The sequence below is a fragment of the Methylobacterium sp. NPDC097929 genome (assembly GCF_049543375.1).
Lineage (GTDB): Bacteria > Pseudomonadota > Alphaproteobacteria > Rhizobiales > Beijerinckiaceae > Methylobacterium.
Genome location: NZ_JBMVEP010000002.1, coordinates 78,999 through 102,251, shown reverse-complemented (window position 1 = coordinate 102,251; position 23,253 = coordinate 78,999). Strand labels below are relative to the sequence as shown.

Sequence of the window (23,253 nt, the reverse complement as noted above, 5' to 3'; positions counted from 1 at the left end):
CACGAAGTGTTGACCTTGAGCAGCTTGGCGAGCCCCTCTCCCCGGCGCCCTTCTCCGGCGCTGCAACAGGCGGCCGATCTCCTGGACAGGGAATCGGCCGGGGTCCTGATTGCGGCGACGTCCGATCTCTCGCTGGTCATCGACGATCAGGGCATCGTCCGCGACACCCTGTCGAACCGATCCGACCTCGACGGTGAGGGAATCGAGGCGTGGCTCGGCCGGCCCTGGATCGACACCGTCACCGTCGAGAGCCGTCCCAAGATCGATGCCCTGCTGCGCGACGCCGCCCCCGGAGCGATGACGCGCTGGCGGCAGGTGAACCACCCCTCCCCCAACGGCACGGATCTGCCGATCCGCTATGCCAGCCTGCGCACGCGCAAGGACGGCCCGATCATCGTGGTCGGGCAGGATCTCCGCGCGGTCGCCGCGCTCCAGCGGCGCCTGGCCGAGACGCAGCAGGCGCTGGAGCGGGATTACGACCGCCTGCGCGCCGCCGAGACCCGCTACAAGCTGCTGTTCCAGCTCTCGGGAGAGGCCGTTCTGGTGATCGATGCGGGCACGCGGCGCGTGACCGACATCAACCCGGCGGCGATGCGGCTCCTGGGCCGGGCGCAGAAGCGCGTCGTCGGCCAGGATGTCGCCGACCTGTTCGATCCGGCGAGCCTGCGCGAATTGCAGAGTCTGTTCGCGGGCCTGCGCGTCACCGGGCAGGCCGCCGATCTCGTGGCGCGGCTCGCGGGTGGGCGCGGCGAGGCGCGGATCTCCGCCTCCCTCTTCCGCGGCGAGAGCGCGACCTCGGTGCTGCTGCGCCTCTCGCCCCTCGCCTCGGCGGATTCCGAACGGTCGGGGCGCGAGGGGGGCGTCCTCGAGGTGATCCAGCGGATGCCGGAAGGCTTCGTCGTCGCCGATGCCTCGCGCCGGGTTCTCACCGCCAACGCCGCCTTCCTCGATCTCACGCAGTTGGCGACCGAGGAGCAGGTGCGCGGGCAGATGCTGGATCGCTGGCTCGGCCGCGAGGAGACCGAGGCGCTGGCGCTGTTCGCGATGCTGCGCGACCACGGCTCCGTGCGCCACTTCACGACGGTGATGCGGGGCGATTTCGGCTCCGTGGAGGAGGTCGAGATCGCGGCCGTCTCCGCCGCCCAGGCCGATCAGCCCTGCTTCGGCTTCACCGTGCGGGCCGCGCCGCGCCGTGCGGCGCCGGCCCATGCCGGCGGGCACGACCTGCCCCGCTCCGTCGAGCAGATGACCGAACTCGTCGGGCGCGTCTCGATGAAGGCGCTGGTGCGCGAGACCACGGATCTGATCGAAAAGCTGTGCATCGAGGCCGCCCTGCGGATCACCCGCGACAACCGCGCTTCGGCCGCCGAGATGCTCGGGCTGAGCCGGCAGGGTCTCTACGCCAAGATGCGGCGCTACGGGATCGGCGATCTCGATGCGAGCGACCCTGAGTTGTCGTCCTGACTCGGCGAAGGGACTTCCTGCATAATAATGCATTTTGGGTTCCTTGACCGGCAAGTGGTCAAGCCGGTGAGCCGAGTGTCAATCTTGCTTGACACATGGCAGGACGGGCTCGTAGCCTCCGGGGCATGACAACGCCCGCTCCGAGCGCCGTCGTCGAACTCCTGAAGCCCATCACTTGGTTCGCACCGATGTGGGCTTTCGGCTGCGGCGTGGTTTCCTCCGGCCAGTCTCCTTCGGGACAATGGCTCGTCATCGCGGCGGGCGTGCTGCTGGCCGGCCCCCTCGTCTGCGCCACCAGCCAAGCTACCAACGACTGGTTCGACCGGCACGTCGACGCCATCAACGAACCGAACCGGCCGATTCCCTCCGGCCGCATTCCGGGCCGCTGGGGGCTCTACCTCGCCGCCGCCTGGACCCTCCTGTCGCTCGTCGTCGCCGCGATGCTCGGACCCTGGATCCTCGGGGCCGCCCTGTTCGGCCTCGTCCTGGCCTGGATCTACTCGGCTCCGCCGCTGCGGCTGAAGCGCAACGGCTGGTGGGGCAATTCCGCGGTGGCGCTCTGCTACGAGGGCCTGCCCTGGTTCACCGGCGCGGCGGTGATGGCCGCAGCGATGCCCGACCGGCGCGTGCTGCTCATTGCCCTGCTCTACTCGGTCGGGGCGCACGGCATCATGACCCTTAACGACTTCAAGTCGGTCGAGGGTGACCGCGCCATGGGCCTGTGCTCGCTGCCGGTGCAGCTCGGCTGCCCGCGCGCGGCGCGCTTCGCCTGCCTCGTCATGGCCGCACCGCAGGTCGTCGTCGTCGCCCTGCTCGCCGCCTGGGACCGGCCCTGGCACGCGGCCCTGGTCGGCGCGCTGCTCGCCGGGCAACTCGCCCTGATGGTGCGCTTCCTCGACGAGCCGCGCGCCCGCGCCGCTTGGTACAACGGCACCGGCACCACGCTCTACGTCCTCGGGATGCTTGCCGCCGCTTTCGCCCTTCGCCCCCTCGTGCAAGGGCTGGCGCCATGACGAACGCTCCCCCCGCCGCTGCGCTCTCCTCCTTCTCCTGGCTCCAGATCGTCCGGCTCGGCCTCGTCCAGACGGCGCTCGGTGCGGTCGTGGTGCTGATGACCTCGACCATCAACCGCGTGATGGTGGTGGAGCTGGCGCTGCCCGCCGTCGTTCCGGGCGCGCTGGTGGCCCTGCACTACGCGACGCAGATCCTGCGGCCCCGCTGGGGCTACGGCTCCGATGTCGGCGGGCGGCGCACGCCCTGGATCGTCGGCGGCATGGCCGCGCTCTGCCTCGGCGGCTTCGGGGCAGCCGTGGCCACCGCGCTGGCGGCGCATCACACGGCCGCGGGCCTCGCGCTCGCGGTCCTCTCCTTCCTGCTCGTCGGCATGGGCGCGGGCGCGGCGGGCACCTCGCTCCTCGTGCTGCTCGCGACCGGGGTCGAGGCGGGCCGCCGGGGCGCGGCGGCGACCATCGTCTGGGTGATGATGATCGGGGGCTTCGCCGTCACGGCGCCGCTGGCCGGCCACTTCCTCGACCCGTTCTCCGGCGCGCGGCTCGTCGCCGTCTCGGGCACCGTCTCGCTGATCGCCTTCGTCGTCGCCTTGCTCGCCGTGACCGGCATCGAGCCGGACCGAGCCGGCGCGAGGCCGAGCCGGACCGACGAGAAGCCGCCCTTCCGCGCGGTGCTGTCCCAGGTGCTGGCCGAGCCGGCCGCGCGGCGCTTCACCCTGTTCATCTTCGTTTCCATGCTCGCCTACAGCGCGCAGGAACTGATCCTCGAACCCTATGCCGGCCTCGTCTTCGCCATGACGCCGGGCGCGACCACCAAGCTCGCGGGCCTGCAGCACGGCGGGGTGCTCGCCGGCATGCTGTTCGTGGCCGGCATCACCGTCTTCGTCGGCGGACCCGTCTTCGGATCGCTGAAGGTCTGGACGGCCGTGGGCTGCGCGCTCTCGGCGCTGGCTCTGGCGGCCATCGCCGCGGGCGGACCCGTCGGCCCCGGCTTCCCCTTGCGCGCTGCGGTGGCCGCGCTCGGTTTCGGCAACGGTGTCTACGCGGTGGCCGCCATCGGCTCGATGATGGCCTTGGCCGGGCGCGGCGGCGAGGCCGAGCGCGGGACCCGCATGGGCGTCTGGGGCGCGGCGCAGGGCGTCGCCTTCGGCGCCGGCGGCTTTCTCGGCACACTCGCCGTCGATCTCGCCCGCCTCTTCGCCTCCGAGCCGGTCACCGCCTACGCGTCGGTCTTCGCGGCCGAGGCGGTCCTTTTCCTCGTCGCCCTGCTGATCGGCCTGCGCGTCGAGCACGTCACGCTCGCCCGGCGGAATCCGCTGACTCAGGCGGCCGCCTTCCAGTTCAATCCCGGCTTCGACGCGAGGTAGCGGCATGGCACCCCACGACGCTCTCGAAACCTTCGACGTCGTGGTGGTGGGCGGCGGCCCCGCCGGAGCGACCGCGGCGGCGGATCTTGCGGCCGGCGGCCGCCGGGTGCTGCTTCTTGATAGGGCGGGCCGCATCAAGCCCTGCGGCGGCGCCATTCCACCCCGGCTGATCCGCGACTTTGCCATCCCCGACGCGCTCCTCGTCGCCCGCATTTGCAGCGCCCGGATGGTCGCGCCGAGCGCGCGCCACGTCGACATGCCGGTCGGCGACGGGTTCGTCGGCATGGTCGACCGCGAGCATTTCGACCCCTTCCTGCGCGAGCGCGCCGGGCTCGCCGGGGCCGAGGTTCGTAACGGCCTGTTCGAACGCATCACCCGCGAGACGCCCGGGCTCGCCACGATCCACTATCGGCTCGGCAAGGGTGGCGAGGCGCGGCGGGCGCAGGCCCGCCTCGTCATCGGCGCCGATGGGGCGACCTCGAATGTCGGCCGGTCCGAAATCCCGGGTCATGCCCGGATGCGGCAGGTCTTCGCCTATCACGAGATCGTCCGGCGCCCGGCGGGCGCGGAGCACGACGGGGCGCGCTGCGACGTTTATTACCAGGGCCGTCTCTCGCCGGACTTCTACGCCTGGATCTTCCCGCATGGCGAGACGGTCAGCGTCGGCACCGGCAGCGCCCGCAAGGGCTTCTCCCTGCGCGGCGCGATCCGCGACCTGCGGGCCGGCACCGGGCTCGACGCCTGCGAGACGGTCCGCCGGGAGGGGGCGCCGCTCCCCCTCAAGCCGTTGAAGCGCTGGGACAACGGCCGCGACGTGCTGCTCGCGGGCGACGCGGCGGGCGTGGTCGCGCCGGCCTCGGGCGAAGGCATCTACTACGCGATGCTCGGCGGTCGTCTCGCGGCGCAGACCGCGGAGGCTTTCCTCGCCACCGGAGACGCACGGTCCCTGGCGCTCGCGCGCAAGCGCTTCATGCGGCTGCACGGGCGCGTCTTCTGGATTCTCGGGATGATGCAGTGGGTCTGGTACCGCAGCGACGGGCTGCGCGAGCGCTTCGTCGCGATCTGCAAGGACAAGGACGTCCAGCAGCTCACCTGGGACGCCTACATGAACAAGGAGCTGGTGCGGGCCAAGCCCGCCGCCCATGCGCGGATCTTCTTCAAGGATCTGGCGCATCTGTTCCGCTGGGTCTCGCCGTGACGGCGGCGCTCGCGGGCGGCTGGGGGCCGCCGGTCGTCGCCGGCCTGATCGCACTCGCGATCGCCGTGGCAGGGGGTGTCGCGACGCGCACCGACACGTGGTACCGCCGCCTGCGCGTGCCGGCCTGGAAGCCGCCGGACTGGGCCTTCGGCCCGGTCTGGACCATGATCTTCGCCCTGACCACCGCCTCCGCCGTCCTGACCTGGAACGCCGATCCGGATCCCGCCGCCCGCGCGCTCCTCGTCGCGGTCTTCGCCGTCAATGGCGCGCTCAACATCGCCTGGAGCGTGATCTTCTTCCGCCTGCGCCGGCCGGACTGGGCCTTCGTCGAGGTGCTGCTTCTCTGGCTCTCGATCGTCGCGGTTCTGATCACCGTGGGGCGCGTCTCGTCGCTCGCTGCCGCACTCAACCTGCCCTACCTCGCCTGGGTGAGCGTGGCCGCCTGCCTCAATCTCACGATCGTGCGTCTCAACCCGCGTTTCGGGGAGGCTTGAGGCGTGGCCGAACTCTTCGCGTCCGGGCTGATCGTCGACGCGATCCTCGTGCTGGTGGGGCTGGAGGCGCTGCTGCTCCTCGCCCTGCGGGCACGACGGGGCGGCGGGCCGGCGCCCGCATCGCTCCTGGCCAATCTCGCCTCCGGCGCCGCCCTGATGCTGAGCCTGCGCGCGGCGCTGACCGGGGCGGCCTGGCCCGCCGTGGCCGGCTGGCTGACGGTTTCCCTCGTCGCGCATCTCGCCGAGATGACGCTGCGCTTCCGCCGCGCCGCCGAACATCCTCGCGCCGCTGTGATCGTGCCGGCCGGAACAACCGTAGATGAGTAGCGTTGCGTGCGCTCCGGCGAACACCCTGGAATGATTCTGCGCTGATCCTCCCCGCACATCTGGAGAACGGGCCCATGACACGCCTCACCGCTCTCGGCTCCGGATGGCTGGCGCTGGCCTTGCTCTTCCCCACCGTGCCGGCCGGCGCCCAGGAGGCGGAGGCCGACCTGATCAAGCGCGGCGAATATCTCGTGACGGCGGGCGATTGCGTGGCCTGCCACACCAAGCCGGGCGGCAAGTTCCTGGCCGGCAACTACACCCTCGACACGCCGATCGGCGCGATCAAGACGCCCAATCTCACGCCGGACGACGAGACCGGCATCGGCAAGTGGTCCTACGAGACCTTCGAGAAGGCGTTCCGCCAGGGCATCGGCGACGAGGGCGAGTACCTCTACCCGGCCTTCCCCTTCGGCTGGTACACCAAGGTCAGCGACGAGGACACGCGGGCGATCTTCGCCTACCTCAAATCCCTGCCGGCCGTGAAGGAGAAGCGGGAAGAGAGCAGCATCCCCTTCCCCTTCAACATCCGCACCGCCCTGATCACCTGGCGCACCGCCTTCTTCACGGAGGGCCGCTTCCAGCCCGATCCCAAGGCCAGCGCGGAGGTCAATCGCGGCGGCTACCTCGTGGAAGGCCTCGGCCATTGCGGGATGTGCCACAACGAGCGCAAGCTCGTCGGCAATACGAGTCTCGCGGGCAAGTTCGGCGGCGGCGTCATCGACGGCTGGTACGCGCCCAACATCACCCCGGACGGGCACCAGGGCATCGGCGCCTGGAGCGACGACGAGGTCGTGACCTACCTCAAGACCGGCACGGCCCCCGGCAATCGGCCCGGCGTCGCGGCCGGACCGATGCGGCAGACCATCGAGGAATCGCTCTCCAAGATGACGGAGGCCGACCTCAAGGCGATGGTGGCCTACCTGCGCACCATCCCCGCCAAGCAGACCTACAAGGAGAAGGATCTCCAGGCCTTCAACCAGCCGGGCGCGCCGGGGGCCGACACCTACCTGACCTACTGCTCCTCCTGCCACAAGCCGGACGGCAAGGGCATCGAGGGCGCGGTGCCGGCGCTCGCCGGCAACACGTCGGTCCAGTCGGCTGGGCCGGAGACGGTCATCAACGTGATCGTCGGCGGCCTCGCGGCGCAGAGCGGCTACGCGCCGATGCCCGCCATCGGCCAGGAGATGACCGACCAGCAGATCAAGGACGTGACCGACTACATCCGCAATTCCTGGGGCAACAAGGCCCCGGTCGTGTCCGAGACCGGCGTCGTCGCCAACGCGCGGGGCAAGATCAAGACCATGATGGCCGGCAACGCGCCCTGCTCGACCATCGACGACGAGAAGCTGAAGGCGGGCGTCGCGCAGGCCGTTGGCGGCGACACGCTCAAGGGCCTCAAGCCGAACGACTTCGTCCCCGTACTCGCCCGCATCGCGCCCCAGGTGAAGGCCGCGGTGCCGGAGGCCGGCGACGATGCGGTCGTGAACGGTCTGCTCTCGGCCTTCTGCACGGCCAACCGCAGCGACAAGGACGCCGAGCCGCTGCCCTGGTCGGCCACCATCGGCTCTTTCGGCAACGTCGCCTACAGCCAGGTCAAGAACCCGGAGAAGCGGGCGGAGGCCGGCACGGGTCAGGTCCCGACCTCTCCGACCACGCCGCCCAAGCCCTGATCCCGGCGCCGCCCGCCCCAGCGGGAACGGGCGCTGTGCCGAAACGTTCGAACGGCGAACCCGTGAATGGCTGCGCTCGGGCACGCACCCGACGCCGATGGGAGTTCGAGCGAATGCAACTCGGCATGATCGGCCTCGGCCGGATGGGGGGCAACATCGTCCGCCGCCTCCTGCGCGACGGGCACACCGCGGTGGTCTACGACCGCGATCCGGCGGCGGTGGAGGCCCTGGTGGCGGATGGGGCGACCGCCGCGTCCGGCCTCGAAGACTTCGTCGGGAAGCTGGAGCTTCCCCGCACCGCCTGGGTCATGCTGCCCGCCGGCCCCATCACCGAGGAGACGGTGACGGCGCTCGGCGGCCTGATGAGCGCCGACGATTGCATCATCGACGGCGGCAATTCTTTCTATCAGGACGACGTGCGCCGCGCCCTCGAACTGAACAAGCGCGGCATCCACTACGTCGATGTCGGCACCTCGGGGGGAGTCTGGGGGCTCGAGCGCGGCTACTGCATGATGATCGGCGGCCACAAGGAGGCCGTCGACCGCCTCGACCCGATCTTCCGCACCCTGGCGCCGGGCCTCGGCGAGATTCCCCGCACCCCCGGACGCGACGGCCGCGACCCGCGGGCCGAGCAGGGCTACATCCATGCGGGTCCGAGCGGCGCCGGTCACTTCGTGAAGATGATCCACAACGGCATCGAGTACGGGCTGATGCAGGCCTATGCCGAGGGCTTCGACATCCTGCGCCACGCCAACTCGCCCGAACTGCCGGAGGAGCGTCGCTTCGATCTCAATCTCGGCGACATCGCCGAGGTCTGGCGGCGCGGCAGCGTCGTCTCCTCCTGGCTCCTCGATCTCACCGCATCGGCGCTGGCGAGCGACGAGCGGCTCGAAGGGTTCTCGGGCTATGTCGAGGATTCGGGCGAGGGGCGCTGGACCATCAACGCGGCCATCGAGGAGGCCGTGCCGGCCACGGTGCTCTCCGCCGCCCTCTATCGCCGCTTCCGCTCCCGCGAGGACGAGAGTTACGCGGACAAGGTTCTTTCGGCCATGCGAAAGGGCTTCGGCGGCCACAAGGAACCCCCGCGCCGCGGACCGGCACCATGATCCCGCTTCCTCCCAACACCGAATTGATGGCCGATGCCGAGGCGACGGCCCGCGCGGCCGCCGAACATCTGCTGGACATAGCGTCGAGCGCCGCGGGCGAGCGGGTCGCGATCTGCCTCTCCGGCGGCTCGACACCCAAGCGCCTCTACGCTCTGCTGGCCTCGCCCGGCTTCGTCGAGCGGGTGCCGTGGTCGCGCATCCACTGGTTCTTCGGCGACGACCGGGTGGTGCCGTGGGACGAACCCTTGAGCAACGTGCGCATGGTGCGCGAAGCCTTCGGCCACGAGTCACCCGTCCCGGCGACGCATCTCCACTTCATCCCCTCCGACGAGGGGCCCGAGGCCGGCGCCCGTGCCTACGCGGCCACGCTCCAGGATTTCTACGGGGCCGGACGGTTCGATCCGGACAGGCCGTTGTTCGATCTCGTCCTGCTCGGCCTCGGCAGCGACGGGCACACCGCCTCGCTCTTTCCCGGCAAGCCGGCGCTGGCCGAGCGGCAGGCCTGGGCCGCCCCGGTGCCCGAGGCGGGCATGGAGCCGTTCGTGCCGCGGATCACCCTCACCTTCCCGGCGCTCGCCTCGTCGCGCTCGGTGCTGTTCCTCGTCAACGGCGCTGGCAAGCGCGAACCCCTGCAACGCCTCGCCGACGGCGAGGATCTGCCGGCCCGGCATGTCGAGAGCGTCGGCACGGTCCGCTGGTACATCGACCGGGAGGCTGCGGGCGCCTGATCGGGCGGAGGCTCCGCCGCCTCAATTTCGCCCCGGATCTTGCCGGTGTGTCGACGGAGATTCGTCAACGACACCGGGAGTCAGCTCATGGTCGGAGCTGAGACAGCCACCGTGCGGGACCTGCCGCCGCTGAGCCGCCAGCCGCGCTTTCACCTGCGCCGCAGCCGTATCCTGCCAGGACCTTTGTCGCCGGTGCGGCGGCAGGCGCGGCGGCCGGGCTTGGCCGTCTATGGCGGTCTCGTGGGGCTGTCGCTCGCGGTGACCCTGATCGTCGCGCCCTCTCTCCGCGAGACGGCGACGGTCGCCCCGGAGCCGGCTCCCGTCGCCGATTTGCCCCGCGAGGTGTCCGAGCCCGTTCGTGTGGTCGGTGCGGCGGTACCCGCAACGCGGGCCGAGACCGTGACTACGGAGCCGGCCGAGCCTGTACCGTCCGTCTTGCCGTCCGTCTTGCCGTCCGTCTTGCCGTCCGTTTTGCCGTCTGTCGCCCCTGTGCCCGAGCCCGTGAGGCAGGCGGCGGCACCCGCGGTCGATCTCGGCCCGCTGCCGGTGCTGGAACTCGACCCGACGGCCTTCGACGCGATGCAGGCGCCGGCCGCCGACGAGACGCCGCGCCCGGCGCCGCGCGGAGCCCGCCGCCCCTGAGCCGGGACCGCGTCACATCTCAGACGGCTTTCGTTTGATCGCTTCGGTCTCTGCCCTCGTCCTTGCGAGGCTCAGCGATTGCAATCCAGGGCTCGGTATCTTCCGGACACGTCGCGCTCCGGGTCGCTTCGGCTCCGCCTCGCGAGGACGGAGCGAGGTGAAGGCTGAGGCGATCAAACGGAGCCGATATCAGACGGCATCCGCCTGAAGGCTTCGGGACGTGCCTTCGTCCTCGCGAGGCGAAGCCGAGGCCATCCAAGTCGCAGCCCCGCTCGGACATGACGCCTTCCGGATCGCTTCGCTCACGCGCGCGATGACGGCAGGTGGGCCGGACCCCAAGCGATCAGCCGGGAACGGGATCAAACGAAAAGCCCCACCCGATCGACCTGATCGGATGGGGCTGACGAGAGCGGCCGGGCCGCGCTCCGGTCCCGCGCGAGGGCGACCTGTCGGCTGCCTCAGGCCGCCAGCGGCATGTCCTCGTCCGTCTCGGCCGCCATGAACTGCGCCTTGGCGAGTTCGGCGAAGCGCTGGTCGAGGGCGACCAGTTCGTCGAAGGTGCCGGCTTCCACGATCCGGCCCTCCTCGAAGACCAGGATGCGGTCGGCGTTGCGGATCGTCGCGAGGCGGTGGGCGATCACGAAGGTGGTCCGCCCCTCCATCACCGTCTCCAGCGCCTGCTGCAGCTTGCGCTCGGTGGCGGCATCGAGCGCGCTGGTGGCCTCGTCGAGGATCAGCACGGGCGGGTTCTTCAGGAGCGCCCGGGCGATCGACAGGCGCTGACGCTCGCCGCCCGAGAGCGACCGGCCGCGCTCGCCGATGACCGTGTCGAGTCCGTCGAGCTGCCGGGCCATGAACTCACCGGCCTGGGCGCGCTCCAGCGCGTCGAGCATCTCCTCGTCGGTCGCGTCGGGACGGCCGACCTGAAGATTCTCGCGGATCGAGCGGTTGAACAGCATCGGCTCCTGGAACACCACGCCGATGTTGTGGCGCAGGGACGAAAGGCCGATGTCGCGGATGTCGGTGCCGTCGATGCGGATGGCGCCGCTCTCGGGATCGAAGGTCCGGTGCAGCAGGCCGAGCGTGGTCGACTTGCCCGAGCCGGTGGTGCCGACGAGGGCCACGGTCTCGCCGGGCAAGGCCGCGAAGGACACGCCGTCCAGGGCCTTGCGGCGGCCGTCGTAGGTGAAGGCGACCTCGTCGAACTCGACGGCGCCGTCGAAGCGGGCGACCTGCTTGGCCTGCGGCCGGTCGCGCACGGTCGGCACGGTGTCGATCACTTCGAAGAACTCGCGCATCTTCGGCGCCTGCATGAACACGCCGTTGACGAAGGTGACGACGTGGTCGAGCTTCGTCACCAGCATGGTGGCAAGGCTCATGAAGGCGACGATCTCGCCCACCGTCGCGGCCCCCTTCTGGTGCAGGGCGATGCCGGTGATGAAGATGGCCGTCATGGTCAGGGTGCCGGAGGCGCGGGTGGCGACGTTGGCCATCGCCCACCACGACAGGACGGGGATCTGAACCCGCAGCAGGTCGTGGATGATGGTGCGCATCGCCTCCTTCTCGGCCCGGGCCCGGGTGAAGGACTGGATCACGGCGACGTTGCCCAGCGCGTCCGAGGCGTGCGCGGCCAGACCCGACTGGAACTGCTCGACCTCGCCCTGAAGGGTCTCGGTCCGGCGCAGCACGTAGCTTGCGAGCGCGGTGAAGACGAGCACCAGCACGACGAGGATCGCGCCGAGACGCCAGTTCACGAGCAGGGTGAGCGGCAGCAGCACGCCCACGGAGAGCAGGGCAGCAAAGTGCTCGCGGAAGAAGCCGAGCCACAGCCACGCCATGCCGTTGGTGCCCTCCAGCATCGCCTTCAGCACGCGGCCGGAATGGTTGGAGGAGTGGAAGGCCAGCGGCAGTTCGAGCACGTGCTCGAAGAAATTCGCCATGGTGGCGAGCCGGTTGCGGTGGGCGAGGCGGTCGGAGTGCAGGGCGATGGCCACGCCCGCGCCGATGGTGAACAGGCCGAACACCACCCAGGCCACGATCCACGGGGCGAGCGCGGTCGCGGGGGTATCCTTCGAGAGATGGGTCAGGCCGTCGATGATGCGGCCCATGATCAACGGCTCGGCGAAAGCCGCGACCGAGAGGGCGACGTTGGCCACGATCAGGCCGACCGCCAGCCGCTTCTCGGCTCCGAGCAAGCCGAGCACCCGCGCATAGAGGCGAATTATCGACATCCTGCTTCCGCTCCCCGCCCCGTTCGGCCCTGGCCGAGGGAATCTTTGAGATTGGCCGGGCCCTCCCGGCACCGCTCGCCCTCGCAGCCGCCACGACCTGCGTGCAACCACTCCGGCAATCGGTATGGGAACTTATGCTGCGCTTCCCCTGAACGGCACATGACGGCCCGGGGCCGATCGGGCCAAGCCCTTTACCGTTCTTTCAGCCTGTTTTTTTAGAGATGTGTCACGGCCCGCTTCATCGGCCGGGATCGGGCGTCTCTTCCATGGATCTCGCAACCGGTATCGGGCTGCTCTCCGGCATCGGCGTGGTGTTCACGCTGATCATGATCGATGGCGGCAACTTCGCCGCCTATTTCGACAAGCACGCGGTGATCGTGATCTTCGGCGGCGCCATCGCCGCCACCATGATCCGCTTCCCCTTCTCGACCATGCTGCACGGCCTGCCGATGGGCCTGCGCTACGCCTTCACCATGCGCTCGGTGAAGCCGCACGACCTGATCGAGGAGATTACCAAGATCGCCGAAGTCGTGCGCAAGTCCGGCCCGATCGCGCTGGAGAACATGGAGATCTCCGATCCGTTCCTGGCCCAGGGCGCACGCTACATCGCCGACGGCTACGACCGCGACTTCATCCGCGACACGATGGAGCGCGACCGAGACAACTTCCTGATGCATCTCGACGAAGGCTCGAAGATCTACCGCGCCTTCGGCGACTGCGCCCCGGCCTGGGGCATGATCGGCACCATCCTCGGCATGGTGACGATGTTCGCCAACATGTCCGATCCCTCGAAGCTCGGCCCCGCCATGGCGACGGCGCTGCTGGCGACCCTCTACGGCGCGCTGATCGCCAACCTCGCCGCCCTGCCGATCGCCGACAAGCTGCACGTGAAGCTGGAGGAGGAAGACGTGTCGCGCTCCCTCATTATCGACGGCATCCTGTTGATCCGCGACCAGAAGAGCGCCTCGCTGGTGCGCGAGATGCTGATCGCCTATCTGCCCGCCCACCACCGCGAGGATCTCGCCGCGGAAGCGGCGTGACGGGAGATTAGTCGGTGGCCAAGAAGAAGCGCGGCGGCGCCCATGGCGGTCACGGCTGGTTCGTGACCTTCGCCGATCTGATGGCGCTCCTCATGAGCTTCTTCGTGATGATCGCCGCCTATTCCACGCAGGACCAGAAGAAGCTTCAGGTCGTCGCCGGCTCGATGCGCGACGCCTTCGGCGTCAACAAGGAATCGAAATTCGCCGGCATCCTCGAAAGCGAGGGGATACCGACCGCCGACAAGCTCAAGCACCTGCGCGACGTCTCGCCCGACCGCGCCACCGACCGCACCACCCCGCCGCAGATTGACAGCGGCCTCGACGACGGCATTCCCGATCGCGGCTACCCGGACGCCTACGGACAGGCCGCCGCCTCGCTGCGGCAGGCGATGCAGGACATGCCGGAGGTGGCGGAACTGTCCAAGAACGTCATCATCGCGCCGAGCCGCAAGGGGCTCGATGTCTCGATCGTGGATCAGGACGGACGCTCGATGTTCCCGGAAGGATCGAGCCGGCCCAACGACCGAACCCGGCGCCTGCTGGAGCGCCTCGCTCCGACCTTGATGAAGCTGCCCAACCGCATCGCGGTCACGGGCTTCACCGCGACCGCCCGCCCCGGCACCCGCGATACCGCTCCGCCCTGGGAACTCTCGGCCAACCGCGCCATCAGCGTACGCGAGATCCTGGCCAATGCCGGGCTTCCGGATAACCGCTTCGCCTCCGTCGCCGGCAAGGCCGACACCGAGCCGATGTTCCCCGACAATCCCTATCTGGCCGCCAACCGCCGGGTGACCGTGACGCTCCTGTCCGAGGCGCCGCCGACGCCGAACGGCAGGATCGTGCCCTGAGCCCCTACTTGGCGACCAGCAGCGCCCAGTAGACCTTGTACTTGGAGCCCGGTGCGTATGCCGTGGCGATGCCCATCCGGCTCGCCTCGGGAGCGAGCATCACGGCGCGGTGGGGCGGGCTGTCGCGCCAGCCCGAGAAGGCCTCGGCCAGGGTGTGGTAGCCCGCGGAGAGGTTGGCGTCGGCGCCTTCGTAGCCGAGTCGCGACACCGCCGCCCGCACCGTCTGGCTCTTGCTCGGCCGATCGGCAGCCGCCATGGCCGCGGCCTCCGTCTCGGCCAGACGCTGGAGCGCGGGATCGACGGCGAGCGGCGCCGCGCCGTTGTTGCGGCGATAGGCCGAGATCATGTCCCGCGCCGCCGTCGTATCGACCGAGGTGCTGCCGGTGGTCAGCGGCAGGTACATGCTCGGAAGTCCGCCTGCATCGGGCGCCGTGTCCCGGGCGCAGCCCGACACGAGGGCTGCGAGGGCGATAGCCGCCGGAGCGGCAAGAACCATTCGACGTCCGGACACGAAAGCTGATTTCCCCGCGAGCGAGCGGTGGAGGTGGGGCCCGCCCGCGGGAAACTCAAGGTCAAGCGGCTGAAGCGTCCCCGTAATTCTCGGCTTCGAGACCGTCCGCCCCGGCGAGGAAGGCCGTCAGCCGTGTCGGCGGCGTCCGGTATCCTGTCCCTGGCTCGCGAGGCGGGGTGAATCCTCGCGGGGCACACCCGACTCGTCCGCCTGCTCCTCGCTCGTCGCCGAGCCTGCCGCGGACTTCGCCGGGGCCGCGATGACGTGCGTGGCCGAGCTCCCGACTGCGCTCGCGATCTGGCCGAGAGCGTCGCGGACCGGCTCCAGCCCCTGCACGGTGATGAAGCTCGAGGCCGGACCCATCGGCGGGATGAACTCCGCGTCCGCCAGGGTCTTGAAGACCGAGAAGTTCAGGTCGCTCTGCACCTTCTGGCCGAAGTTCACGTCGCTGACGAGCGCGATCAGCTCGAACTCGAGGAAGGGATCGCCGATCTTCTTGAAGACCACCCGCGGCGGCGGCTCCTTGAGCACGTCGGGATGCGCACGCGCGCACTCCACCATCATCTCGGCCGCGCGCACCGGGTCCTGATTGCGCAGTACGTTGACGGAGATGATGACGCGGCCCGTGCGATCGCCGCGCACGCGGTTTTTCACGATGCCCGAGATCAGGTTGGAGTTCGGCACGATCACGGCCGAGCGGTCGAAGGTCTGGATCTCGGTGGAGCGCACGGAGATGCGCTTCACGATGCCCTCGCTGTCGCCGATGAGCACCTGATCGCCGACGCGGATCGGGCGCTCCCAGAGCAGCAGCAGGCCCGAGACGAAGTTGTTGACGATCGACTGGAGGCCGAAACCGATACCGACGGAGAGGGCGCCGGCCACGATGGTCAGCTTCTCCAGGCTCAGGCCGAGATAGGAGAACGACAGGGCCAGGGCGAGCAGGAAGCCGACATAGCCGGCCACCGTCGAGATTGAATTGCGCAGGCCGGCATCGAGGTCGGTGGCCGGCAGGTAGGTGTTCTCCAGCCAGCGCTGCACGCCGCGGGTGATGAACACGCCGAGCACGAGGATGCCAACGCCGAAGGCGATGGCCGAGAGCGAGATGGTGACGTCGCCGACCTTGAAGCCGAAGAAGGCCGTGCGAACCGAGGAGAACACGTCCGTCGAATCGAGGCCCCAGGGTGCGAGCGCCAGGAGTGCGGCCACGGCGATCAGCAGCACCCGGGCAAAGCCCGTCACGATCACGGCGATCTGATTGAGCGAGCGCTTGCGCAGGCCGGTATTGGCCTGGAGCGTCGTGGCGATGCGGGTCTCCTCGCACAGCGAGCCGCCGATCAGCACGTCGGCGCTTACGATGAGCAGCCAGAGCAGGACGAGGATGCTCGCGGTCCAGATCAACTGATCGACCAGGAAGGCCGAAAGCGCGACGTAGCCGACGAGCGGTGCGGCCGCGATGACCGCGACCGCGACCCATCCGAGCAGGCGCAAGGGACCGCCGATGTTGGAGGAGGTCTCGGTGCCGACATAGGGGCCGAAGCACTCCTCCTCCTTCTCCGCCGTGTCGGCGAAGCGGTGCAGGCCGATGGCGAGCAGGAGGGCGGCCGTGACGGCGCCGATACCGCGGGTGGCGATCGAGATCGGCAGCGCGGCGTAGATCGCCGAGTTCAGCGCCTCGGTCGATTTCGAGACGGTGATGACGACGGCGATGCTGACCGCGAGTGCGTTGATCCGCCACGCGGCGGCGTCGGAGACCGGTGCCGGGCGCCAAGCGGGCTTGTTCACGGCGAGCAGCGCATCCGCGGTCGCCTCGACGAAGGCGATGAAGGCGATGCCGCCCAGGATGGCGCTCGCCACCGGAAGGTAGCGGGCCGGCAGCAGTTCGGTGGCGTCCAGGGCGTAGTAGATGGCGTAGCTGCCCGCCACCGCCGGCAGGGTCCCGAGCAGCAGCACGCGCCACGCACCCAGCAGCTTGGCGCGCCGGGACGGATTCGTGACGCTGATGTCCCGGCGTCCGAGGGCCGGCGCGATGTTGCGGCGGCCGAAATACAGGGCGAAGGACAGGCCGAAGGCGAGGCCGAGGACCAGCAGGTTCCACAGGCTGCCGTTTCGGCGGAACAGGGAGACGGTGTCCTCGAAGCCGGTTTGCAGAGACGACACGTCGCGTGGGATGTCGGCGGCGACCCGCATCCAGAGGTCGGGGCTGAACAGCGAGGAACTGCGCTCGAGCAGGCCGCGGGTGAAGGCGGCCCGGCGGCGGTTCGAGATCTGATCGACGATCTGATCGCTCTGTACCAGCAGCGACTTGGCGAGCCGCTGCGTCCCGTCGATGTCGTTGACCGCCTGCTCGCGCTCGGCGCGCTCGCGGGCGACCTCCTCGCCCTCCGCGCCCTCCTTGGGCTTCGCCCCGATCTGATCGAGGCGTTCCCGGGCGGCTTCGAGCCGCGGCCCCAGCAAGTCGATGATCGCGCGCAGCCGGTCGGCCAGCCCGTCCAGCCCATCGCGGGCGCGGGTCAGATCGCCGGCGCCGACATTCTGCCCCGTGATCGCCTTCTCGCGCGACTCCAGATCTGTCTTGATGGTGTCGAGCCGATCGCGAAGCGTCTGCAGCGCCTCGGAGACGGGCTTGGGTGCTGCCGGCTTGGCGGCCGGTGAAGCGCCATTCGCCGGAGCGGGCTGGCCGTTGGCCGGGGCCGCCGGGGGGGGAGCCTGCTGCGGTGCCGGAGCCTGCGTCGCCGGCGGACTCCCCTGCCCCGCCGCAGGGTTCGGCAGCGTCGCCGTCGCGGTCAGCGTCGCGATCAGGGCCGTCGCGCGGGCCACGGTGCGAAAACGGGAGGAGAGGAAACGTCGGAGCATCGTCATCCTTCGCGGGGGAAGCGGATCGCGTCGGGCTGCGGCGGCGGGAGGCGGATCGCACGGTCCGCGACGCTCCGCGGATGATCCGGGCGCGAGAGCCGGGCCGGCGACGCTGCCCCGTCAGCTAGGGCCGATCGCCCGCCCGCCGAGGGGCCCATCCCGAATTTTGCCGCAACGCACAAGAGCGCTTCGGATTGCGGCCTGTCTGCTCCCGTAATGGGGCGAAAGCGTGCGGAGGCGCAGGGCCGGGATCCGTTTTCGCGGAAAAACGTGGGCCGCGACGTCGCGGCCGAGCCTCCTGCCTTCACAAGCTTGTCACGCTGATATTACACTAAGCCGCGATGGACTTGGCCATATCCTCACGGTGCGAGGAGGCGGCGCTGATCGTCCGCGCTGCCACGCCTCGGTTCGAACCGGCACGATTCGCCGGCCGGAACTGTTGTCGCCAGTCCTCTCCCGACATCACAGGCTTCGACCGCCCCGCTCCCGCTGCAGCGTCCTTCGTACGCGCCGGGGCCGGTGCGGTGCGGAGGCGCGCGACGGAACGACGACCTTTGCCTCGGCATCGCGGGCAAGCGCCGTCGGTCTTCCGGCCGTCGCGGGCACGGCATGGCCCTTCGGACCTGAGTCGTCCGAGGCCGAGGCGCCCGAGGGGCGCCGTCACGAGCAGTGAGTGAGTGGCGTCGATGATCGATCTGCAGACCCTGGTGCTCAACGCGGATTACCGGCCGCTATCCTACAATCCGCTCTCGTTGTGGTCCTGGAAGGACGCGTTCACCGCCCTGTTCCTCGACCGCGTCACCCTGGTCGCCAATTACGACGTCGAGGCGCACAGCCCGAGCCGCTCCCTCAAGGTGCCGAGCGTGGTCGCCCTCAAGAGCTACGTGGCCCTGGCCCGAAGCCCCGCCTTCACGCGCTACAACATCTACCTGCGCGACACCTTCACCTGCCAGTATTGCGGTCTGCGCCTGCCCTCGGGCGGCCTCACCTTCGACCACGTCGTGCCGCGCTCCCGCGGCGGCCTTTCGACCTGGGAGAACGTCGTGGCCGCCTGCTCACCCTGCAACCTGCGCAAGGCCAATCGGACGCCGGACGAGGCGGAGATGCCGCTCCTCAACGAGCCGCACCGGCCGACCCGGCACGAGCTGCACCGCCGCCAGCCGGAATTCGACCACCGCCAGTATCATCACACCTGGCTCGACTACCTCTACTGGGACAGCGAGCTGGACATCTGAGCGGACGCCGTCTCAGCGCAACCTGTCGTGCACCCCATAAGCGCGTCAAACACCCCATAAGGACGTCGCGTTACATCCCATAAGACTGCAACGTCCCTAGGTGAGCTAGGTTCGAGACGAAGGCCCGGGAGTGATCCCGGGCCCTTTGTTCGGGCGGCCTCTTCGCAGCTTCAGACGGGGAAGGTGCCCCGGATCACGAGGCTCGGCAGCTTGCCCTGCATGAAGGCGAGCCTCGCCGGGTCGAACAGGATCGGAACGGAGGTCTCGCCCTTGGCTCGGGCGACGGCGAGCCGATTGTGGCCCCCAGCGATTGTAATCGTGCCGTCCGACGCCTGATCCAGCATTGGCGGTGTCATCGCGTAGCCGTCTTCCCAGTGGCGGATGGCCCGAGCGACCTTGCCGCGTTCGCCGATGCTCCAGACCTCCTGAGCGGAGCGCCGGCTGCCGACATGCAGGGCAGCATCGAGTTCGCTCAGCGGTACGTCCCCCAGCGTGACGCCATTCGGGTGCTGGGCGCGGAAATCGCTGGCCGAGGTCGCATCCCGGCTCCTGTAGAAATTCCCCGGCTCCGGGTCCCAATCCACCTGGAACGCAGGCCACCGCTTCACCGCCTTGCCGCGCAGATATCGCTCGCGCTTGCGCTTCCGCTCCTCCTCGACGGGATCTGGAATCGTCGTGCCTCTGAGTTCCGCTAGAGCCTGGGTCAGCGAGCCGTCCTTGACCAACTTCGTCATCCTGCCGGTGTCTCTACTGTCCGTCCGTAGCGTGTCTGAGCGTTCGACGGCCTCGGCGTTAATGATCATGACCTCGGCTGCTGGATGTCCCGAGCGTTTTCTGTTAAGCTGTAGCATCCTGAAATTTATCGAGCCGGCTCGGGGCCGCGGCATTTGCCAAGGCCCTAGCTTTCCGTGGCCAACTCACGCTTGGTGAGTTTCAGTTACATTGGAGCAGGTGCCTTTTATAGGCAGCTGCGCCTACGCATTCGAACACCGCATTTTACGTCTTGACAGAGGTTTTAGCCTGAAGGCCGGGCGAGGCTCGATCAGGATGCGACAGTCTGTCGCGATTCTCCTCGTAGAGGTGACCCCGGGACTCGACCGGGACTCGCAACGGCTTCGAGACGCTGACGATTTCCCGCTTGCCCTGATGCCTGGGCGCGGCATCCTTATCAAGCAAGCGCGCTCGGACGGGCAGCGGAGGATGACATGACGTGAACCTAAAGGGGGATCCCCCGAAACGACGAAGCCCACGGCCGGAGGCCGTGGGCTCGCCAGTGCAGAAGGACCGAGCGGCGACCGGTGCATCCCGGAAAAGATCCCGGATGCCGCTCCCCAAACCTTCAGCGCCGAGGCGACGTCCGCGAGGGCGTCGCCGGTGAAGCCATTCTGAATCAAGGATGTGCCGAGCGCAAGCGGGTCAATGACTCGGCTGCGGGCCGCGCACGGCGAGTTCGTCTTCACCTCCGATCCCGAAACCCCGAGGCGCGCCCGGCGCGCCGCGTCGGAGAGGTCGTGCATGGCGCGCAGAGGACATCAGGTCGGCCGGCGGAAGGCCACGCGTACCGTCGTCCCGTACGGAGGACGCGATGGCTACCGGGTCGAGATCCCGGTTTATCGAGTGGGCGGGCAGGTCGTCGATTGCGAGAGCCTGCTCGAAGGCGACTTCGTCACGATCGTCGAGGCCTACGACCGGGATCTCGTCGAGATCCAGGAGCAGCCGCTCGCGCTCCGGATCTTCTTCGAGGGCCGCTTCCGCACATGGACGCCGGACTTCCTGCTGCGCCTGAGGGGGAAGCGCCCGGAGCTCGTCGAGGTGAAGACGCTTGAGGCCCTCTATCCCGAGGACGATGCCGATGCGGCCCGGGTCGAGGGCTGGTGGTGCGCGGTCGAGGAGGCCGCCCGGCGGAAGGGCTTCGACTTCAGCCTGCAGACCGAGCACGAGATCCGCATCCAGCCGCTGCTCTGGAACGCCAAGCTCCTCGGGCGATACGCCGATGACCTGTTCCCCGATCGCCTGGTGCGCGCCGGGCGCGAAGCGTTGCTCGCGCTGCCGGAGGAGACGACAGTGGCCGACCTGCAGGAGGCCGTCGGCAGCGGGGTCGAGGCATTCCCGCTCGCCATCCGCCTCGATTGGCTCGGCCATGTCGAGATCGACCGGACGGAGCGGTTCTCCGCCTCTGCCCGCATGCGTCGGCTCTGAGGCGTTGCCATGGGAATGCCCGACGTCGCCCTGCGCATCCACGCCAACATGCCCGTCCGGATCGACGGGCGTGCGTTCACGGCCGGCCCCGTCGGCGAAGACGGGCGCGTGTTCACCGAGAAGGCCACCGGCCACGAGATCCCGCTGACGAACGCGAACCAGCTGCGGATGGCGCGCGCCTTCCGGTTGACCAGCGAGGGCGACTTCCAGGCCCTCGACGACAACGTCAAGGAAGCGCTCCAAACCGACTGGGGCAGCTTCACCGTCGCCGAGCGGACGACCGCCGAGCAGAAGCAGCTGTACTGTGCCGGCGTCGACAAGCTGCCTGCCCGGGACCGGCACAGGAAGGCGGCAATCCAGGCGGTCATCGACGCCGTCGGGGAGGAGCACGGCATCGACGTCGGCCTGCGCCCGTCCCCGCGCATGGTGAGGCACTGGGATCGCCTCTGGCTCTGCAGCGGGCGCGACATCCGCGCCCTCGTGCCGTTCACGTGGAAGAAGGGCAACCGAAGGGCTCGGTTGCAGAAGTGGATGGTCGAGGAGATCGACCGGGCCATCGACGAGACCTACGCGACCCAGCCCTCGGGCTCCGAGGCCGACGCACGCCGGCGCGCCCAGACGCGCATCCGCGAGCGTGCCCTTCGCGAGGGGCTCACCATCCCCGACCTCGGGCAGAAGGACGTCATCGGCAAGAACGTCATCGCGCGCGCCCTCAAGCACCGCGAACAGTACGACCTCATCGAGAAGCGATGCGGCAAGCGCGAGGCCGATCGCCTGCTCGCGGCCGTGGGCACCGGTCCCCAGGGCGATTGGCCCCTGGCCGAGGTCGAGGCCGACCACACGCTGCTCGACATCATCGTGATCGATCCGGTCACGAAGAAGAGTCTCGGACGGCCGTGGCTGACGGCGCTCATCGACAGATTTAGCCGATGCATCATCGGCTGGGCCATCGGGTTTCACCCGCCCTCGTGGACGAGCGTCATGGAGGCGCTCCAGCACGCCGTCATGCCTAAGGACGACTTCGTGGCGGCCCTCGGCGGCATCCACGAGGAGCATCCCTGCCACGGCTGTCCTGACAGGCTGTTCACCGACGGCGGCCGGGAACTGCTGGGCTCTTCGATGCGGGCCCTCGAAGCGGCGTTGAACATGAAGGTCGTGCCCTTGCCCCGCAGGCGGGGCGACCTCAAGGGCAAGATCGAGCGGTGGTTCCGCACGCTCGAAGAGCAGGTGATCCACGTCATCGCCGGCACGACGCTGTCGAACGTGCTCTTGAGGAAGGAATACGACGCTGAAGGGCTCGCGGTGCTGACGCTGGCCCAGCTCCGGTGGGTCGTCGCGAAATGGATCATCGACGTCTACCACCAGGAGAACCACTCGGCGACGGGCGGGGCCCCGGCGGAACGCTGGCGGCGCGGCCTGTCCCTATGTGGACAGAAGCTGCCTCCGCCCCGGGAACTGCTCGCCCCCCTGACGGGCATCGCGGACCGCCGCGTGCTCACCCGCGAGGGCATCCGCTACAAGGGGCTGCGCTGGAACTCGAACGCGTTCTCCAGGCTGCGCAACAGGATCGGCCTCGACGCCGAGGTCGACATCCGGATCGATCCGCTCGACCTGACGCGGGCCTGGGCCCACGACCCGAAGAGCAGGACATGGCTCGCGGGCGACCTGATGACGGAGGACGTCGAGGTCGGCGAGACTCTGCACCAGTACGAGGTGATCACGAAGCGCGCGCGGGAGACGCGGGAACCCACCGAATCGAAGAGGGCGTCCGTCGCCCGCGCCCGCAGCGAGATCTTCGAGTTCGTCCGCACGATCGTCGAGGGCAACACGCGCAGCAAGGCCCCGAAAAAGTTCGCCCGCTTCAGGGCGGACGGTCGCAAGCCCATGGAGCATCTGGCACCCGAGCGCGCGTCGCCGGCCGAGAGCGACGGACGCAGGCCCGGGCACCTGCATGACCTGGACAGGCCTCCACGCGCGCGCCACACGGCCGCGGGACCCTATCGGCGCGCCAAGCCGTCCCCCGATCCGGTCGTCGATCCGCCCCCGATCGAGCCGACGGCCGATCCTGGGCCTTCGAGCGTGCCGGTGAGGGTTCAGGACCCCGATACCCATCCCGCCGAGCGGTCGGCTCCGGCGGCACCGTCAGAACCCGAGGGGCGGTCCGATCCGCCCCCTCCGTTGGAGCCGCCGGCCCTGGCGCCAACGGACACGTCCGGAGCTACCCCCACACCGCCGTCGACTCCGCCCCCGGATCCGCCTCCGAACAGGCCGCCCACCACCCTACGCCGTCGGGAGATCTGACCGCGACCTTGGCTTCTTCCGACACGAGG

Annotated in this window: 19 protein-coding genes; 15 read left to right on the top strand and 4 right to left on the bottom strand. The window is 69.4% G+C overall.

Annotation, left to right across the window (positions count from 1 at the left end; translation table 11 throughout):
* Positions 1-6 precede the first annotated feature (6 nt).
* The 10 genes from ppsR (at position 7) to ACPCJR_RS08490 (ending at position 10,006) form a co-directional block, all read left to right on the top strand.
* Positions 7-1,464 carry a transcriptional regulator PpsR gene (gene ppsR, locus ACPCJR_RS08535; RefSeq protein WP_391511744.1) on the top strand — a complete coding sequence of 486 codons (1,458 nt, stop codon included), beginning with the start codon at positions 7-9 and terminating at the stop codon, positions 1,462-1,464.
* Between the two features lie 125 nt (positions 1,465-1,589).
* Positions 1,590-2,477, top strand: coding sequence for a chlorophyll synthase ChlG (gene chlG / locus ACPCJR_RS08530; protein ID WP_391511743.1), 888 nt, complete (start codon positions 1,590-1,592; stop codon positions 2,475-2,477).
* Positions 2,474-3,841, top strand: a complete 1,368-nt coding sequence (locus ACPCJR_RS08525) for a BCD family MFS transporter (RefSeq protein ID WP_391511741.1) — start codon at positions 2,474-2,476, stop codon at positions 3,839-3,841. Before chlG ends, ACPCJR_RS08525 begins: the two co-directional genes overlap by 4 nt.
* 4 nt (positions 3,842-3,845) lie before the next feature.
* Positions 3,846-5,039, top strand: a complete 1,194-nt coding sequence (locus ACPCJR_RS08520; protein ID WP_391511740.1) for a geranylgeranyl diphosphate reductase — start codon at positions 3,846-3,848, stop codon at positions 5,037-5,039.
* A complete protein-coding gene (locus ACPCJR_RS08515; protein WP_391511739.1) occupies positions 5,036-5,533 on the top strand; it encodes a TspO/MBR family protein in 498 nt (165 codons plus the stop codon). The genes ACPCJR_RS08520 and ACPCJR_RS08515 overlap by 4 nt, the downstream gene beginning before the upstream one ends.
* Before the next feature lie 3 nt (positions 5,534-5,536).
* A complete protein-coding gene (locus tag ACPCJR_RS08510; RefSeq protein ID WP_391511738.1) occupies positions 5,537-5,860 on the top strand; it encodes a hypothetical protein in 324 nt (107 codons plus the stop codon).
* 74 nt (positions 5,861-5,934) lie between these two features.
* Positions 5,935-7,530 (top strand): c-type cytochrome, encoded by a 1,596-nt coding sequence (locus ACPCJR_RS08505; protein WP_391511737.1) that lies wholly within the window; start codon positions 5,935-5,937, stop codon positions 7,528-7,530.
* Between the two features lie 113 nt (positions 7,531-7,643).
* A complete protein-coding gene (gnd, locus tag ACPCJR_RS08500) occupies positions 7,644-8,636 on the top strand; it encodes a phosphogluconate dehydrogenase (NAD(+)-dependent, decarboxylating) (RefSeq protein WP_391511736.1) in 993 nt (330 codons plus the stop codon).
* Positions 8,633-9,364, top strand: a complete 732-nt coding sequence (pgl, locus tag ACPCJR_RS08495; protein WP_391511735.1) for a 6-phosphogluconolactonase — start codon at positions 8,633-8,635, stop codon at positions 9,362-9,364. Before gnd ends, pgl begins: the two co-directional genes overlap by 4 nt.
* Positions 9,365-9,865: 501 nt before the next feature.
* A complete protein-coding gene (locus ACPCJR_RS08490; RefSeq protein ID WP_391511734.1) occupies positions 9,866-10,006 on the top strand; it encodes a hypothetical protein in 141 nt (46 codons plus the stop codon).
* A 458-nt stretch (positions 10,007-10,464) separates the two neighbouring features.
* Here ACPCJR_RS08490 and ACPCJR_RS08485 read toward each other — a convergent pair whose 3' ends face one another.
* Complete coding sequence (locus ACPCJR_RS08485) at positions 10,465-12,237, bottom strand: glucan ABC transporter ATP-binding protein/ permease (RefSeq protein WP_391511733.1); 1,773 nt, start codon at positions 12,235-12,237, stop codon at positions 10,465-10,467.
* A 266-nt stretch (positions 12,238-12,503) separates the two neighbouring features.
* On the opposite strand from ACPCJR_RS08485, the gene ACPCJR_RS08480 reads away from it, so the two are divergent.
* The gene (locus ACPCJR_RS08480; RefSeq protein WP_391511732.1) at positions 12,504-13,277 is read left to right on the top strand and encodes a motility protein A; all 774 of its coding nucleotides are present in this window, start codon (positions 12,504-12,506) and stop codon (positions 13,275-13,277) included.
* 14 nt (positions 13,278-13,291) lie between these two features.
* The gene (locus tag ACPCJR_RS08475; protein ID WP_391511731.1) at positions 13,292-14,125 is read left to right on the top strand and encodes an OmpA/MotB family protein; all 834 of its coding nucleotides are present in this window, start codon (positions 13,292-13,294) and stop codon (positions 14,123-14,125) included.
* A 4-nt stretch (positions 14,126-14,129) separates the two neighbouring features.
* Here ACPCJR_RS08475 and ACPCJR_RS08470 read toward each other — a convergent pair whose 3' ends face one another.
* On the bottom strand, positions 14,130-14,621 hold the full coding sequence (locus tag ACPCJR_RS08470) for a CAP domain-containing protein (RefSeq protein ID WP_391512093.1): 492 nt from the start codon (positions 14,619-14,621) through the stop codon (positions 14,130-14,132).
* A gap of 141 nt (positions 14,622-14,762) precedes the next feature.
* On the bottom strand, positions 14,763-17,489 hold the full coding sequence (locus ACPCJR_RS08465) for a DUF3772 domain-containing protein (protein WP_391511730.1): 2,727 nt from the start codon (positions 17,487-17,489) through the stop codon (positions 14,763-14,765).
* 686 nt (positions 17,490-18,175) lie between these two features.
* Between ACPCJR_RS08465 and ACPCJR_RS08460 the strand changes: the two genes are divergently transcribed.
* Entirely contained in the window at positions 18,176-18,724 is a 549-nt protein-coding gene (locus ACPCJR_RS08460; RefSeq protein ID WP_110353120.1) for an HNH endonuclease, read from the top strand.
* Between the two features lie 170 nt (positions 18,725-18,894).
* On the opposite strand, the gene ACPCJR_RS08455 is transcribed toward ACPCJR_RS08460, so the two are convergent.
* On the bottom strand, positions 18,895-19,527 hold the full coding sequence (locus tag ACPCJR_RS08455) for a hypothetical protein (protein ID WP_391511729.1): 633 nt from the start codon (positions 19,525-19,527) through the stop codon (positions 18,895-18,897).
* Between the two features lie 712 nt (positions 19,528-20,239).
* Between ACPCJR_RS08455 and ACPCJR_RS08450 the strand changes: the two genes are divergently transcribed.
* Both ACPCJR_RS08450 and ACPCJR_RS08445 read left to right on the top strand, forming a co-directional pair.
* A complete protein-coding gene (locus tag ACPCJR_RS08450; RefSeq protein ID WP_391511728.1) occupies positions 20,240-20,923 on the top strand; it encodes a TnsA endonuclease N-terminal domain-containing protein in 684 nt (227 codons plus the stop codon).
* A gap of 9 nt (positions 20,924-20,932) precedes the next feature.
* A complete protein-coding gene (locus tag ACPCJR_RS08445) occupies positions 20,933-23,224 on the top strand; it encodes a Mu transposase C-terminal domain-containing protein (protein WP_391511727.1) in 2,292 nt (763 codons plus the stop codon).
* The last annotated feature ends 29 nt before the right edge of the window (positions 23,225-23,253 follow it).

Coding starts and splice junctions, on each gene's coding strand:
- chlG (WP_391511743.1), top strand. CDS start 1,590: ATGACAACGCCCGCTCCGAGCGCCGTCGTCGAACTCCTGAAGCCCATC.
- ACPCJR_RS08525 (WP_391511741.1), top strand. CDS start 2,474: ATGACGAACGCTCCCCCCGCCGCTGCGCTCTCCTCCTTCTCCTGGCTC.
- ACPCJR_RS08520 (WP_391511740.1), top strand. CDS start 3,846: ATGGCACCCCACGACGCTCTCGAAACCTTCGACGTCGTGGTGGTGGGC.
- ACPCJR_RS08505 (WP_391511737.1), top strand. CDS start 5,935: ATGACACGCCTCACCGCTCTCGGCTCCGGATGGCTGGCGCTGGCCTTG.
- gnd (WP_391511736.1), top strand. CDS start 7,644: ATGCAACTCGGCATGATCGGCCTCGGCCGGATGGGGGGCAACATCGTC.
- pgl (WP_391511735.1), top strand. CDS start 8,633: ATGATCCCGCTTCCTCCCAACACCGAATTGATGGCCGATGCCGAGGCG.
- ACPCJR_RS08485 (WP_391511733.1), bottom strand. CDS start 12,237: ATGTCGATAATTCGCCTCTATGCGCGGGTGCTCGGCTTGCTCGGAGCC.
- ACPCJR_RS08480 (WP_391511732.1), top strand. CDS start 12,504: ATGGATCTCGCAACCGGTATCGGGCTGCTCTCCGGCATCGGCGTGGTG.
- ACPCJR_RS08470 (WP_391512093.1), bottom strand. CDS start 14,621: ATGGTTCTTGCCGCTCCGGCGGCTATCGCCCTCGCAGCCCTCGTGTCG.
- ACPCJR_RS08465 (WP_391511730.1), bottom strand. CDS start 17,489: ATGCTCCGACGTTTCCTCTCCTCCCGTTTTCGCACCGTGGCCCGCGCG.
- ACPCJR_RS08460 (WP_110353120.1), top strand. CDS start 18,176: ATGATCGATCTGCAGACCCTGGTGCTCAACGCGGATTACCGGCCGCTA.
- ACPCJR_RS08455 (WP_391511729.1), bottom strand. CDS start 19,527: ATGATCATTAACGCCGAGGCCGTCGAACGCTCAGACACGCTACGGACG.
- ACPCJR_RS08450 (WP_391511728.1), top strand. CDS start 20,240: ATGGCGCGCAGAGGACATCAGGTCGGCCGGCGGAAGGCCACGCGTACC.
- ACPCJR_RS08445 (WP_391511727.1), top strand. CDS start 20,933: ATGGGAATGCCCGACGTCGCCCTGCGCATCCACGCCAACATGCCCGTC.